This is a genomic window from Acidobacteriota bacterium, assembly GCA_022562055.1.
In the GTDB taxonomy this organism is placed as follows: Bacteria; Actinomycetota; Acidimicrobiia; order Spongiisociales; family UBA5794; genus BMS3BBIN02.
This window is the reverse complement of the sequence record JADFQA010000051.1, coordinates 1-13964: the sequence shown is the minus strand read 5'-3', so window position 1 is coordinate 13964 and position 13964 is coordinate 1. Positions and strand designations below refer to the sequence as shown.

The following is a 13964-nucleotide window of genomic DNA, read 5'->3' as shown; positions in this document are numbered from 1 at the left end:
GGAGCACAGAATCGATGCTCAACCAAGAACGCCACTCAAACCGGGTATGGCGTCTGTTCGGCGGATAGAGCCTGACACACCGAAACCCCAGCTATTGCTGAGGTTTCTTCGCCTCTCTCTTCGTGGAGGTGAGGGGATTTGAACCCCTGGCCCCTACGTTGCGAACGCAGCGCCCCCATTTCTCTGACCGGGTCATATGTGCTTTGACCTGGGGAAACGTTCCGAACACCTCTCACCGTTTCGCATGGTTTCCCAGCGTATCGCACACGAAACGCGCACGGTCGTGCGGTTAAAGGCGGTCAACGCGGCCGGTACGCCTCTCTGCGATGCTGCACGCGGTGAATCAGAACGACCTGGTCGTTTTCGAAGATCTCGTAGATGATACGGTAACCGCCACGCCGCGCCGACCAGAGACCCTCGAGTTCGCCAACCAGCGGCTTGCCGAGACGGTTTGGGTTGTGGGCGATCGGCCCGAAGATGGACTCCAGTGCAGCGTGTCGCACTTTCTCAAGGAGCTTGTTGAGATGACGGAGACCCTCAGACGTGGTCCTGGAGACGCAGTCGCTTGCCGTGCTCAGCATCTCATCGCGATCGTCGAAGCGACTCCCTCAGGTCGTCGTTCTCGAGGATATCCAGGGATTCTTCGAGGGACTCGAGGTCGTCGGGGCTCAATAGGACGAACGAGAGTCGTCCGTTGCGAGTGACCAAGATGCGGTCGTGCTGACGTTCGACCCGGTCGGCCAGTTCCGAGAGGTGGGCCTTGACTTCAGAGAACGGAAGCGTGTCGCTCATATGGATAGGTTATAGGTCGCAATACTGACCTATACAAGGCGTCGGCAGCGAGACACACCGATTCCGCGTTGTCCTCGAAGTGGCACATAGCGTTGCCATGTGACCGTTTCCGGGGTGCTTTCGTGCGCCAACTCTCTGAACAATTTGACACCGGGCCGAGGCGACACACCCTTGAGCTGGAGACCAAGACACGGACTCTCAGAAACCCGTGAACCAACATCGCGCCTGGGAGCCAATTCCGCCGCGCGTCGGTACAGTTTTCGGATGTGTGACGGCCGCCATGGTGCGTTGGCTGTTCCGGTCGGGACCGTACGCGGTCGCTGCATGCAGGTTGGCTAGGCACGCCGGAATACGTTGGCACGTACATGCTCGAATTGAGTGAGCGCGACACCAGCATGTCAGATAGATCTCCGAGGTGTTGAGTGGTCGCAGAACCTCACGGCCATGGCCGCTGAGTTCGAAGATCAGGACCGACGACTTCACACCCGAACGCCAAGGGTAGTGTGGGTTGGCTTGACTTGGCACGAAGGAGGCACGCAGTGGTCCCAGCGCGGAGGATATGACCGGAGGTTTTGGAGCGGAAATGCGTCCGCGCCGGATGGTGGTGTTGGCTGCCGGGTTCGGGTCGAGACTCCGGCGCAGGGGGACCGAGAAAGTATTAGTGCGGCTCGGAGGGTTGAGCCTGCTCGAGCGTTCAATCGTTGCCGCACACGAGGCTGGCTTCGACGAGGTTGTCGTGGTCACCGGCCACCAGGGTGATCGCGTCGCGCGGCACGCACTTGAGGTGAGTCGCCGACGCGGAGTGGCCGTAGTGGTGGCGCACAACGAGAGGTATCGAGATGGCAACGGGCTCTCGGTGCTCGCAGCAAGGGAGGCCGTCGGGGAAGCACCGTTTGCGCTGGTGATGGCTGATCACGTCTTCGCACCGGCATTCCTGCGACGTCTCCGGGAGACCGCGGTCGCGCCGGGCGAGGTGGTCGCGGCTATCGACAGGTCGCTGGGCCGCGCCGTTGGCGTTGATGCCGCCGACGCCATGAAAGTTCGACTCATCGGTGATCAGGTCGAGGCTATCGCCAAGACGTTGACCGACTACGACGCGTTCGATGTCGGGGCGTTTGTCTGTAGTCCGGCGTTGTTCGACGCGGTGAAGGAAGCGTCCGCAAACGGCGATAGCACACTCGCCGGCGCCATACAGGTGGTGGCCGACGCCGGTGCTGCCCGGGCCTTGGAGTTGGTCGATGACGAATGGTGGTTCGATGTCGACACCTCAACCGACTATCGCAGGGGCAACCGGTTCCTCCTCCGGGGCACCGGTAAAGCCCTTGATGGTGCGGTGGCGGCGAGGCTCAACCGCGCTGTATCGCAGCGGCTTGTGACCCCGGCGCTGCTCCGTGCGATCCCCACGATCACGCCGAACCAGATCACGCTTGTCGCGTTCGCCGCGGCCGCGGCTGCGGCTGCGGCGTTCGTCGCCCACGCTCCGTTGCTCGCTGCCGTCCTGGTCACACTGGCGAGCGTGCTCGATGGCAGTGACGGCGAAGTCGCCCGGCTAACCCACCGTTCGTCGCGTTTCGGCGGCTTCTTCGATGCGGTGCTCGATCGTGTCGCCGACGGGCTCCTGTTCACGGGCGCGGCCGTCTACCTCGCGACCAGCAACGACCTCGCTAATGTATTCGGGTCGGCTCAAGTATCGATCGTGGTCGTCGTCAGTGGCGTGACCATCGTCGGACACCTGCTGGTCAGCTACACCACAGCCAAGGCGGCCACCGACCTCGACCATCACTACCACGGTGCCCTCGTCGCGGGCGGCCGGGGTCGCGACCTGCGGTTGCTGATCGTGACCCTCGGCGCCCTCGGTGCGGCGATCCACGCCGGTGCTCTATTCGTCGCCATGGCGGTGATTGGGGTACTATCTATGTGGATAATCAGCGTGCGGCTGCGGGCGTCGTGGTGGGCGGAAGGCCCCGGCTCGAACTACCTGGGGGTCCGTGCTGTAGCGTTCGACTTCGACGGCACCGTGGCTAACACCATGGGCGTTCTCACTGATCTCGCTACCTCGTTGCTAACCGCCGAGTTCGGTTTGGCGCGGAGCGAGGCGACTCGCCGTTACCTCGCGACCGCCGGCGACGACTTTCGTACCCAGCTCGACGTCATCACTGCGGGCCATCTTCACGCCCACGAGGTCGCCGCCTGGTTCGAATCTGAGAAGGAGGCCCTTATTGATGGCTGTCGACCGTTCGCCGACGCCGGGCCGGCCTTTGCCCGGCTCCGTCGCGCCGGCGTGCCCATCCTGGTGTGCAGCAGCACTCGGAGTGAGCTCGTCCAGCGATTCTGCCGACGCCATGAGCTGTCCGAACTCGCGACGGCCATCGACGGGTGGCGGCCTGACCACCCCAAGGCAGAGCAGCTCGCGGAGTGGGCGGCCTTGATCGGTGTCGCGCCGAGCGACGTGCTCTTCGTCGGCGATGCGATGCGTGACGCGGCGATCGCCGAGGCTGCGGGCCTTCGGTTCATCGGGCTCGCCCGGCCCGGTCACCCCGATAGTTTCGCCGGAAGCGGTATTGCGGTGGTCACCTCTCTGGCGGCGGTTGCCCACCAGGTTGTGCGCGCTCGCCGCTTGCCGGTGAGCGTCGGGAACGGGTACGGGTACGTAACGAGGTCCACGCCCGAGGAGTCACCCCTGGCCCCGGGCCCCGTCGAGGTGGCCGATGTCGTTCGTCCGCAGGAGGTGAGGAAGGCCGTCGACGATGCGCACCGTCGTGATCGAGCAGTTGGCGACCGCGACGTGGCGGTAGATTTCCGGCCCCGTACCGAGCGCCCAGGCGACGGCGGCCCGCACCACCGCGTCGTGGGTGAACACCACGGCAGCGCCGGTAACGACTGATTCGGAGGAGAGTTGTTCGAGCGCTTCGGCTACCCGTACGTTCAGGTCGGCCAACGTCTCTCGACCGCGGAGCTGCAACCTGTGTGGCTCGGTCCGCCACTCCTGCCACTCGGCAGGCCACTGGGCGGCGACCTCGTCCTCGGACAAGCCCTCCCACGGGCCCACATGCATCTCGCCGAAGCGGTCGTCGATCCGCGGTTCGAGGCCGACCAACGCTGCAAGCGGAGCCGCCGTCGCCAACGCCCGGTGCAGGGGACTCGACACGATGGAACCGACATCCTCGTCGACCAGCGCCCTCGCTACAGCTTCAGCATCCGCCTGGGAGGCTGGCTCGATGCTCTCGTCTAGCCAACCCATCACTCGCTTCCGCCTGTTCGACGCGGTGCGCCCATGACGTACGAGGTAAATCAGTCGCATAGGTGCACCATACCTCGCGAGTGGGTGTCGACAAACTCGGCGGGACGGGCCGGAGGGGGCGTCGGGTTCGGCAGGTTGTACAGCCGTGCTCGGGTCGCTCTGAGCTTGAACAGAGCGCGTCTCGGCGGTGTCTGGTCCACGAACCGCCAGCCGCCACCGTCGGCGTGCGCTCCGCCCGCGAAGGTTCGGGTTGCCCCCTCCTCACGGCGAACCGTAGATCCCCAATGTTCATGTCCTGTCGCTACCCCGTATTCGTCTTGCTCGTGGAATCCGCAGTGTGGGCCGCGGGACGCCGTGATTCGGAGTGTATCGACACTTAGGAAGATGGCATGACTCAACCCCCTGGAGCTGCTGTGGGCGCAGCGCTTCCAGCGTTTCCGCGTGACGAGCGATACCGGATTTGAAGCGGCGACCCCTGCCGTGTGAAGGCACGTCAGGGGAGGTATGTGACCTGCCGAATCGGCAGAAACGCTTACATACTACGGGTTTCACTACTTATTGGCACTCCTCAATTCGTAGCGTTTCTCAACAAACCGCGTCCTATGCGCGTCCTGAGAACCAGGTATCGAGAAACGTAACCCCCGTCGGAGAACGGGTCGCGACATAGGCAACGCCTACAACATGCCCCTTCAGAGGGCCGCCCCGCTCTGACCAGCGGGGACCTTCAATCGAGCCGCGACGAAGTGTGGTGGACAATCGTATCGCGCATGGCCGTATCCAGGGATCAGGATGTGGCTATGACATTGTTCTGGGTTGAACCACACATACGCTCATCGCAACGATCATGCATGATCGACACTATTCGCGCTCAAGCCCCCGGGGCCACACATTGGTAACTGGTTTGTGCTCCCGCTTCGCATATCGCACAACGTCGGAATTACCTCCAAGACCGCGCGACGGCTCGCCATCCCACGCTGCCAGGACTTGGTCGGATCTCTCAACGACCACGACTCCGGCCGCCATAAGCGCCGCCTCGCTCGGCTCGGGGAAAGGGAGCACGGACACGGCTGTGGCCTGAGCAATCAGGCGTTGGTAGGTCTCAAGCGAACTCCCGTCGGCGAAGATCGACTCATACCGATCGCACGGCACGACAACCTCGAGAAGACCACCTTGCAAGAGGACTTCCTCGGCTGCGACTTGGTCGGCGCCGACGGCGAGCGACCCAACCAGGCAAATCTGCTCTACGCTGGCGAGGTTCCGGATCGCACCCTTGATCTCGGTGATGACCTGAGGTGGAAGGTTCTGGTGACCCGTGATTCCTAGCTTCACAACTTGTCCTCTTGCGCCATCCGCCAATATCTGCGCCCAAGCGCAGTCAACTGGCATCCAGTCGAGTTCATGGCTGCGTAGTACATGTGATCCTCGCCGACCGGTTCCACCAGTTTTGCTGCACGGCATGTTTGGAGGTTCTTGAACGTCTCCTCGTTCTTTGGGTTCCTGGGCTCTTCGGTATCTTCAAAGGATGGGTCAAGTGGAAAGAGCGCGGTCGGATTGGCGAACCAGCGGGGTAGGAGCCGGAGCGTGGCCAAAGGCACCACCGCCTGGACGGTGCGGAGCGGTACCAACTTCGAAACGTGAGCCTTGAATAGTGGGCGTTGGTCCCAAGGCCCGAGCGCTTCCTCAACGTACGCATAAATGGAAGCGACCGTCACCTGACCGAGGACATCAGCGCCGCCGACTTGGAGCACACCGCACACCAACTCTGTGAACAGCCCCCGACTGCCGCTCTTGACCGACGCCTGACCGGACCGGCTGGCTGTCAAGACGGCCACGCCTTCTCGCAGGTGTGCCTTCTCGGACCCGAGCTGCGGCAACTGACCGAGCGCTCCGCTCATGCACGAATCAAGGATGACGACGACCTCCTGCGCTTTGGAGTTGTTCGCTGCGAGGACACCCGTCAGAAACGATCCGCCGATGCCACCATCGACCATCATTACGTCATCGATCCAAGGTAGCTCATTCCCAACGTCCTAGGACGTGACGCCCGCTGCGATTCTCCATTGCTCATCCGTGGAGGCGTCGACGGCGTCCGTGGCTGCAGTCGACTGGTCGAGGGTGAGATTGTCGACGAGGCAGAACTCGTTGCCGAACGGGTCTTGCATGACTGCCCAGTCGATGAGTGGCCGATCGTCTCCACGCGATCCGGGTCTGGGGTAGAGGCTTGGCGGCTTCTTGACGCTGCCACCCAACTCGATGATTTCTTGGATCGCCTGGTCGATGCCGTTGTTTGGCGTGATGTCGATATGAACTTGATTCGGCTTGTCGGCCGAAGGTGCCTGGATCTCTAGTGGGGAGGTGTCGATCCTCTGAAGGGTGATTTCGTGTCTCCACGGGTTCTTCGTTCCCAGATATCCAAGCCAGTCATGCCATCCGTCTTCTGAACCGATGACTTCGAGTCCGGTAACTGCTCCCCAGAATCTGTAGGCGAGCGGCAGATCGGTGACGTTGATCACCACACAGCGGAGTGTTCCAACACCCATAGCTTCCTGGCTCCCTTCTGTTGTTTTGCACACGGTTGCCCCAACCGGCGTGTCCATCTACAACATACAGCATATCTACTCGCATTGCGAGTAGTATGGACTCAATGACGAAGAAGAACTCCGCAACTACATATGGTCTCCTTGGGTTGCTGGCTGTCCGTTCCTGGACCGGGTATGAACTGACCCATCAGGTGCGGAGGAGCCTCCGATACGTCTGGCCGTCGTCTGAGGGGCACCTGTATCGAGAGCAGAAGCGTCTGGTTAGTCGGGGATGGGCGACCGTCGAGAACGAACCAGCCGGCAAGAGAACCCGAAAGCGCTACACCATCACTCGTCAAGGTCGAGAAGCCCTGCGAGATTGGCTGAGCACAAAACCGCAGGCGCCCCGCTTTGAGATCGAGGGCATCCTCCGCCTGTTCTACGGAGATCAGGGTACCGTTGCTGACCTGGCGGCGTCCATGGATAACGCCGGCAGGACCGCCCGGGAAATGTTGGACGAGATGGTCGATATCGTCGACGAATACCTGGCAGAAGGTGGACCCCTCTCAATGCTCGAAAAAGACATCGGGGGGCCAGGTCAAGAGCGCCTCGAGTTCAACGGACGGCGGCAGTACCCCGAGCGGCTCCACGTGATTGCCATGACCATCGACATCACCACCCGCCTACTCATGGAACTCGATACGTTCTTCACCGCGACAACACAAGAAACCAGCACCTGGGCCTACCCAACAGATCCCCAGCTCACTCCCGCCACGCGGCGCCGCCTCGAAACTATCCAGAGCCGCAGATCCACACTCTCCAATCGCTAAAGATCGACGGGGGTCGCGAACCCGGCGAACAGAACCCACGCGCACCGAGACCGCGACCCGGGCGGACCTGACGGGACACTATTTGAACTCCATCCTGGAGCGAAGAACCGTTGAGCTACAAGAGAAAACGGCCGAACTCGAGGCGCTCTGCGTCGCACAATATGAGTAGATCTAGACGTTAGTACCCGAATAGGGGGTGTCTGCATAGAGTGGGCTAGACCCAGATAGATGGCCCCGTCACGGGAAGACCAGGTATGTGTCCCGTGAAGTGGTGGAAATTGGGGTTGGTCCTTCTGTTTGAGGGGTCACCGTGTGGCTCTTGGGAATGTCCACTTCCCCAAGAGCCATAAACAGATGATCGGAGCGACCGTGCGGACCATCTTCGTGCAACCCGACGCCGAATCCACCCGTCACCAGCTCCGGCAGGTCATCGCGATGCTCGAAACACGGTACCCGAAAGCGGCTGAACTGCTTTCCGACGCTGAACACGACGTCACCGCCTACGCGAAGTTCCCACAGGCGCACTGGCCCAAGATCGCGTCAACGAACCCGCTCGAGCGGGTCAACAAAGAGATTAAATGCCGCTCGAGAGTCGTCGGGATCTTCCCCAACGACGCCTCCGTGATCCGACTCGTCGGAGCCGTCCTGGCCGAAACCCACGACGAATGGCAGACCGCTGACAAACGCTACCTATCGGAAGGATCCATGAACCAGATCGGACAACCACCCAGAGAGGTCACCACGCTGTACACACCCGAACTCCCCGCCGCCTAACATGACAAACAACCGCTGAGAGGCACAACCTCATGTACACCACTCAACGGGACACTGCCTCGGACCCTGCATAAGTCGGATATTTGGGACTCTGATGGACAGGTCAGAACCAAGTAAGAACAGCGCCAGACATGCACAAGCCCATACACCACGCAACGCCATCCTCCGATCCGCATTCCTCCGACCGCCGTCATCGCACTCCTGGTCGGGCCGATGGGCTTTCGGCCCGCGGGCCCGCGACCGTACGACCCTATGGGCGATACACGTCTTCGGGATGCTCTGGATAGCCGCTGCAGCCGAGAGCAGCCTGAAATACGCCTTTCAGCTCACCAGGAACCCAAGGCGTGTCCGCGAAGGCCTCGCGTTGTTCCGCGATTGCGTTCAACTCTGCCTCGGTTTCCTCGCACTCACTTTTGTCTTTGGCGCGCGCCGCTCTGTACGCCTCCATCTCGGGACTCTCAGAGAGTTCTGACCAGCTCATGGCGGTTCTCGCCCTAGCAGCCATCGCCTCCTGGGCAGCGAAGAAGCCATCATCTGAGTTCATGCAGGTCAGCGATCTGGGCGGGAGGGTCGATTTCACCGATCGCTCTCTCAAGCTCGCCTTCGAGTTCCCTCACCCCTTGGAATGCCTCAGACAGATCCTGGGGCGTGAAGTCGACGAGTCGAGCTCCGCTAGCAACCAGGACCGCTCCCTTCCCGTCCGAAGCGAGAGCCTCATAGCGCTGACTCGCCCGGTTCACAATGGCGTTGACCTCCTCGACGTACTCCGTCACCGACAACTCGCCACTGCCACACGACGCCACAATCACCATGAGTGCAGCAAGAATCGACTTCAGGCGACGGAGTATCACGGTGACCGCTCCCCGCTCGACCGGTCACTCTCCCACAGCACGACGTAATGCATCGCTACCGCGACGCCGACCGCGACGGCAGCGCCGAGAGCGACGCCCGCGACGACATCAGAAAGCCAGTGGGTACGGAGATAGACCCTGCTGAGACCCATGATGACGGCGAAAGCCGCGGCGAGCATCTCAAGGTTCCTCCTCCTCAGTCCCGCGGGAACGAGCACGATCACCAGCGCGATGACAATCGCCGCGCCAGCGACAGCATGACCCGAAGGGAACGAGAACCCAGTCGTCTCGACGAGCGAGAGAGGCGGCCTCGACCGCTCGTAGGCAGCCTTCGTCGTCCCGATCAATATTTGGGAGACCAACATGGACAGTCCCCAGTACATGACACCTTCCCATCGCCTGCGCCACGCGAGGTAGGCACCGACAAGGATCATGACCGGCACGGTGACCCATGTGCCTCCCAGGAAGTCAAGGCCGACAGCCATCCGCACGGCCGGTGAGAACTCGAGATCGACAGCGAGTTGGTGTACGACGACGTCGACACCTTGCACGAACGCTTCGAGGACCGGCACGGCGAGCGCGATGAATAGCGCACCGCCAAGAACCCAAAGTGCGAGCGTGATGCGCAACGCGATGGGATGGTCAGCCAGAAGGGGCCTAGACTCGAGTCGCCGCCGCCAACCGTCGGAATCCGTCGTAGTCATAGTGCGGCGCCTTCAGAGCGCGACGTGACTATGACGGATGTCACGACGGCTCCGGGTCGAACACGTAGGCATCGCCGATCATGAGATCGCGATCCTCATCTGTCATCTTCCAACTCGTATTCACTCGCCAAACGACATATGACAACAAGCCGAGAGGTATCGACAGGAGGTAGGTAACGGCTCTGAAAACCAAGATCGCGGCCACGACCTTGGCGCTGGTCGGATCGTCGAGGCCAATGGTCATGACAGCGGCATAGCCGAGTTCGACCACCCCGACGCCACCAGGCGTCAGTGGAATCGCCGAGATCAGCCTGACGAATGAAAACGCTGCGAGTACCGCGACCCAACCGAGCTCCTCCTGGGAGACACCCACATGGCGCAGGGCAACAAGTAGGACAAGGTACAAAGAGAAATGGCTGACGAGCGTCGCAATGGTCAGCCACAACCAGCGATGTCTGAGAATCCCGATCGTGTCCGTTCGGAACGTCGATGCGCGTCCATCCCAGCCGCCGACCTCCTCCTTGCGCAACAGTCGGCGCGCCCGATCGACGAGGCGGCCTAGCCCGCGACCGATCGCCCTTGCCAGGTTGTCGCTTCGAAGCACCAACGCGAACAGGACCACCGCACCGACCAATACCGCGATCCCGATCGTTGCGGCCGCCAAACGCGCCGGCGTCACATCGCCCTCGAGCACAAGCAGCGACAGCGCGAGAACCGGCATCCCCAGCTTGACGAAGTTGTTCCAGATGCCCGTCACAAAGGCCGATCGGCCGATAGAACCGATTCTGAATCCCCACGATGTGAGCATGCTGATGGACACGCCGACTCCGATGACGCTGCCAGCTGGCAGTGTGTTCGACACAGCGGTCGACGCCTGATTCACGACAGCTGCCTCTCTCAGGCGCAGCCCCGGCAGCGCGGCCGTCAGAACGAACCAGTAGGTAGCCAGGTTCCACAGACCGATGAGGACCAGCGATCCGCCCTCAAGGTTGGTCATAGCACGGATCGTGTCGAACACGTCCCCATAGTCGGCGATACGAGGCATGACCCCGGCAAAGATCCCAACGACGATCACGAGGGAGACACCAGCCTGAAGCAGGCGCTTCCAGACAGCTACCTTCGGCCTCGAATCCACAGCGTCACCGGCGCGGCTCACGGAAGGTTGAATCCGGCGTCCCTGGCGGTCTGCCGCAAGGCGTTAGCGTCGAAGAGGCCGAGCGCGAGGCCGATGTCACTCTCGATCGTATCGACACCGGAACCCTCAGCGTCAAACGTGTACACGACGCAGCCGCCGTCGAACACGAAGTACCAGTTTCCGCGGTAGCTCGGGCGTGGCTCGGCGTCCTCAATCGCATCGATCGCTTGATCGAGATCGCCTTTGCGCTCTTGCGTCTGACCGTTCACCAGGAGGGTCAGAGTCCCTTCCTCAGCGTCACGCACACTGATGATGATGACGTGCGCCCCGTCGGCAGCCGCCCTGCTGACACGGGCTGCGGTCGAGTCGTTGACCAGGGCAACAGATACTTCGATCGCGCGGTCCTTAATCGTGGTTGCCTCAAGCTCGGTCGATATCTCAGCCACGTACTCAAGCGTTTGGCCGAAAGTCCCTTCCGGCACAAGCACGATTTCGATTGTCGTTACCGAAACGACATCCTTGAACAACCGGACCGATGGGGCCTCGAACTCCGACTCGGTTGCCCCACCCACGTCACATGAGAGCACGGTCTCGACAGTGATAAAGGTGTCGCCGAGCCGATCGGAATCCAGCCAGAAGACCGAGCGTCCGTTTCTTGCTTCGAGATCTCTGTACAACCACCCGGTCTTCAAACTGTTGATACAGGAGACGTAAGCCGCCCCGGGCACCGACTGCACTTGGAGCACCATCGATCCCCGCACCGTGTCGCACTCGGGAACGGACCTTCCGAGTGGATTCGCACAAGCCGCTGCAACCATCGCCATGGCGGCCACGAGCATCAGTCGTCGACTCATATCACACCCGTCCGAAAGTTGTCGATGAGAAGACTGATGACGAATAGGAGGCCAAAGGCCGCACCGACTGTCAACCTCACACGGCGCCACGACCAGCGCTGCAGGCTGATCCGATCTCGCGCAGGGGACAGCTCGCGGAACCGTGCGACGATATCGATGCCTTCGGTTCGCTTGAGTAGAGCTAGAGATGATCGGCTCTGAGAAGGAATCGTCACGCTCCGCATGGCAGCGAAGGCTTCTGCGATGTCATCGGGAGAGAAGTGATGCAATGCCCGCTCGTACACATAGTCCGCCGAAGTCTTGAGCGAGAGGATGATCATCATGTTGGCAAGATCCACCGCTTGGCGCCATGCAGACGGGCGAATGGTGGCGAATGCCGGATCGATGAGAACTACCCTGCCGTCACTCACCATCACGTTCGCCGGCTTGATATCGCGGTGAGCCAAGCCAGCATCCCAGAGCTTCCTCACGATGACCAGGGACTCATCGATGATCTCGTCGGTGACATCGACATCGCCCATTTCCTTGGCGTCCTGCAGAAACTCGGTAACGATGGCGTACTCCCGCTCAGGCGTGATCTCCACGAAGCCCATCGTGCAGGGTGAGGGCAGATCAGCGTCCTGCATCTTCAGCAGCATGTAGTCCTCGTACTCGACCAGCCTACGGACTGTTGCGAAACCAACCTCGTCCTCAAGCGACCCGTAGAGGATCGTTCGCGCAGTCTTGTACCACCGATCGGCTCGCAGGTGGCTCTGTGCGTACAGCTTTGCGAAAAGGAATCCACCCGGGGCGGCTTCGCACTCGATCCGCAGTGGCGTAGAACCACCCGATCCCTCAAGACCGAACGGTTCGATCGACAGAATATTGAGACCCAACTGTTCCTGAATCGCAGTCTTGATCGCCTCGCCGCGCCGGCCCGTGACATCAAGGTGTGCGGTACGGCCACGACCGTACGTCACCGGGAAGATCGACTCCGGAGCTACCCACCGGAACACGAGGACACCGATCATAGGTCCGATCAGCCCGCCGACAATGACATCCGATGGATGGTCAGTTCCCAGATATACAAGCGACACAGCCAGAACGGCGATCAAGGTTCCCGATACGACGAACCAGCGATCTCGCCACTTCCCGATCGGGATCAGGGCGAAGCCGGCAACCACCACGGTCACCGCAAGCAACACCACCGGCCCCGACGGATGCGAGTAGCCAGCCCAATTCCCGATGATCTCAACGAGAGGTCGGGTTCGGCCGATTTGGGGTACCAGCACGCGCTGCAACGAGTCGACTGCAATGAAGGCAATCGCCACGCCGATCATGGCCCGCCACCGACGGAAGTAGGCCAGCACCAGAATGGTGACCCACCGCAGCGGGCGAATGAACCACAGCGAACCGAGCAGACTGACCGCCTTCATGACTCTGGTCAGCGTGTCGTTTCGAATGTCGACGAACCAGTCGAGGACGCGGTGATCCACCCGTCCCCACCACTCCGTAGTCGTCGGGAAAGCGAACAGGGTGATCCACAGCACCGTCAGGACGAATCCCACAATGAGCCAGAAACGCCCGCTGCGCTTCAACTCACGCGGGAGCGGCGCCTTCTCGCCCGATGGTCTCCGCCGCCGGCCAGCGATCTGGACTCCGCCCACCCGAAGCTGCCTGCGATGCGCGACAGCTCCGAGGCCGGTGGACGACTCAACCGCCATGACCTCCCGCTCACGGCGGTACTCGTCACTCACTAATTTGTCTCCTTCGAAGTTTCATCGAATGAGTATGACAGGATTCGCCATGAACGATATTCCGGCACAGCCGCAATTCATACACCTCCTAGCCGCTCTCGACGTAGTCCCAGGCCGTTTGGAAGGGCCAACCTCGTCGAGTTCTTCTGCGACGTTTCCACCCGACCAAGACTTCACCAGGATTCTTCGAGGCGACTCTGCAACAGTCGCAGACTTCAACGAGAGAACCCCTTGCGTCGGGGGCTGTCGCATAGATGGCCGCCGAGCGGGGGTTTTTGGCGTGTCTGGGTTAGGCCGCGTCGATCCTTGTTCCGGGTTTAGATGGCTGCGAGTCTCTGGCGGTGGATTTTGAGCAGGTTGTGGACGGTGCACACGAGTCGCCACTCACTTGACGTTGCATCGAGTCCTCTGTTCGAGAATCGCCGAAACCCGAGGTTGGCTTTGATGTTCCCGAAGACCGTCTCGACGGTGGTTTTGCGTTTGGCATAGGCGGCGGCTCCGTGTTCGGTGGCGAGCCGTTCAACCATT

The 13964-nt window shown here is 61.4% G+C and carries 16 protein-coding genes; 4 read left to right on the top strand and 12 right to left on the bottom strand.

The window, feature by feature from the left end; genetic code table 11:
* Positions 1-299: 299 nt before the first annotated feature.
* Positions 300-581, bottom strand: a complete 282-nt coding sequence (locus IIC71_14025; GenBank protein MCH7670299.1) for a type II toxin-antitoxin system RelE/ParE family toxin — start codon at positions 579-581, stop codon at positions 300-302.
* A gap of 1 nt (position 582) precedes the next feature.
* Entirely contained in the window at positions 583-792 is a 210-nt protein-coding gene (locus IIC71_14020; GenBank protein MCH7670298.1) for a type II toxin-antitoxin system Phd/YefM family antitoxin, read from the bottom strand.
* 583 nt (positions 793-1375) lie between these two features.
* Between IIC71_14020 and IIC71_14015 the strand changes: the two genes are divergently transcribed.
* Together IIC71_14015 and IIC71_14010 are read left to right on the top strand one after the other, a co-directional pair.
* Positions 1376-3676: an NTP transferase domain-containing protein gene (locus IIC71_14015; protein MCH7670297.1), complete on the top strand. Its 2301-nt coding sequence runs from the start codon at positions 1376-1378 to the stop codon at positions 3674-3676.
* 12 nt (positions 3677-3688) lie between these two features.
* Positions 3689-4024 carry a hypothetical protein gene (locus IIC71_14010; GenBank protein ID MCH7670296.1) on the top strand — a complete coding sequence of 112 codons (336 nt, stop codon included), beginning with the start codon at positions 3689-3691 and terminating at the stop codon, positions 4022-4024.
* Between the two features lie 867 nt (positions 4025-4891).
* Here IIC71_14010 and IIC71_14005 read toward each other — a convergent pair.
* From IIC71_14005 to IIC71_13995, 3 genes are read right to left on the bottom strand one after another with little or no spacing between them, the layout of a single operon-like run.
* Entirely contained in the window at positions 4892-5362 is a 471-nt protein-coding gene (locus tag IIC71_14005; protein ID MCH7670295.1) for a hypothetical protein, read from the bottom strand.
* Positions 5359-6027: a hypothetical protein gene (locus tag IIC71_14000; GenBank protein MCH7670294.1), complete on the bottom strand. Its 669-nt coding sequence runs from the start codon at positions 6025-6027 to the stop codon at positions 5359-5361. The genes IIC71_14005 and IIC71_14000 overlap by 4 nt, the downstream gene beginning before the upstream one ends.
* A gap of 36 nt (positions 6028-6063) precedes the next feature.
* Positions 6064-6573: a hypothetical protein gene (locus IIC71_13995; protein MCH7670293.1), complete on the bottom strand. Its 510-nt coding sequence runs from the start codon at positions 6571-6573 to the stop codon at positions 6064-6066.
* Between the two features lie 104 nt (positions 6574-6677).
* Here IIC71_13995 and IIC71_13990 point away from each other — a divergent pair, with 104 nt between their 5' ends.
* Positions 6678-7382 (top strand): PadR family transcriptional regulator, encoded by a 705-nt coding sequence (locus tag IIC71_13990; GenBank protein MCH7670292.1) that lies wholly within the window; start codon positions 6678-6680, stop codon positions 7380-7382.
* Positions 7383-7694: 312 nt separating this feature from the next.
* Complete coding sequence (locus IIC71_13985; protein ID MCH7670291.1) at positions 7695-8156, top strand: transposase; 462 nt, start codon at positions 7695-7697, stop codon at positions 8154-8156.
* Between the two features lie 250 nt (positions 8157-8406).
* On the opposite strand, the gene IIC71_13980 is transcribed toward IIC71_13985, so the two are convergent.
* The 7 genes from IIC71_13980 to IIC71_13950 all read right to left on the bottom strand — a co-directional run.
* Positions 8407-8700, bottom strand: a complete 294-nt coding sequence (locus IIC71_13980; protein MCH7670290.1) for a hypothetical protein — start codon at positions 8698-8700, stop codon at positions 8407-8409.
* Positions 8687-9007, bottom strand: coding sequence for a hypothetical protein (locus IIC71_13975; protein ID MCH7670289.1), 321 nt, complete (start codon positions 9005-9007; stop codon positions 8687-8689). Before IIC71_13975 ends, IIC71_13980 begins: the two co-directional genes overlap by 14 nt.
* A complete protein-coding gene (locus IIC71_13970; GenBank protein ID MCH7670288.1) occupies positions 9004-9711 on the bottom strand; it encodes a phosphatase PAP2 family protein in 708 nt (235 codons plus the stop codon). Before IIC71_13970 ends, IIC71_13975 begins: the two co-directional genes overlap by 4 nt.
* Positions 9712-9751: 40 nt before the next feature.
* On the bottom strand, positions 9752-10867 hold the full coding sequence (locus IIC71_13965) for a UPF0104 family protein (protein ID MCH7670287.1): 1116 nt from the start codon (positions 10865-10867) through the stop codon (positions 9752-9754).
* On the bottom strand, positions 10864-11700 hold the full coding sequence (locus IIC71_13960) for a hypothetical protein (protein ID MCH7670286.1): 837 nt from the start codon (positions 11698-11700) through the stop codon (positions 10864-10866). Before IIC71_13960 ends, IIC71_13965 begins: the two co-directional genes overlap by 4 nt.
* Positions 11697-13436, bottom strand: coding sequence for a hypothetical protein (locus tag IIC71_13955; GenBank protein ID MCH7670285.1), 1740 nt, complete (start codon positions 13434-13436; stop codon positions 11697-11699). The genes IIC71_13960 and IIC71_13955 overlap by 4 nt, the downstream gene beginning before the upstream one ends.
* A 317-nt stretch (positions 13437-13753) precedes the next feature.
* Positions 13754-13964 (bottom strand): transposase (locus IIC71_13950; protein MCH7670284.1); only part of this gene is annotated, 211 nt, incomplete at its 5' end.

Coding starts and splice junctions, on each gene's coding strand:
- IIC71_14025 (MCH7670299.1), bottom strand. CDS start 581: ATGCTGAGCACGGCAAGCGACTGCGTCTCCAGGACCACGTCTGAGGGT.
- IIC71_14020 (MCH7670298.1), bottom strand. CDS start 792: ATGAGCGACACGCTTCCGTTCTCTGAAGTCAAGGCCCACCTCTCGGAA.
- IIC71_14015 (MCH7670297.1), top strand. CDS start 1,376: ATGCGTCCGCGCCGGATGGTGGTGTTGGCTGCCGGGTTCGGGTCGAGA.
- IIC71_14000 (MCH7670294.1), bottom strand. CDS start 6,027: ATGATGGTCGATGGTGGCATCGGCGGATCGTTTCTGACGGGTGTCCTC.
- IIC71_13995 (MCH7670293.1), bottom strand. CDS start 6,573: ATGGGTGTTGGAACACTCCGCTGTGTGGTGATCAACGTCACCGATCTG.
- IIC71_13990 (MCH7670292.1), top strand. CDS start 6,678: ATGACGAAGAAGAACTCCGCAACTACATATGGTCTCCTTGGGTTGCTG.
- IIC71_13980 (MCH7670290.1), bottom strand. CDS start 8,700: ATGAACTCAGATGATGGCTTCTTCGCTGCCCAGGAGGCGATGGCTGCT.
- IIC71_13970 (MCH7670288.1), bottom strand. CDS start 9,711: ATGACTACGACGGATTCCGACGGTTGGCGGCGGCGACTCGAGTCTAGG.
- IIC71_13960 (MCH7670286.1), bottom strand. CDS start 11,700: ATGAGTCGACGACTGATGCTCGTGGCCGCCATGGCGATGGTTGCAGCG.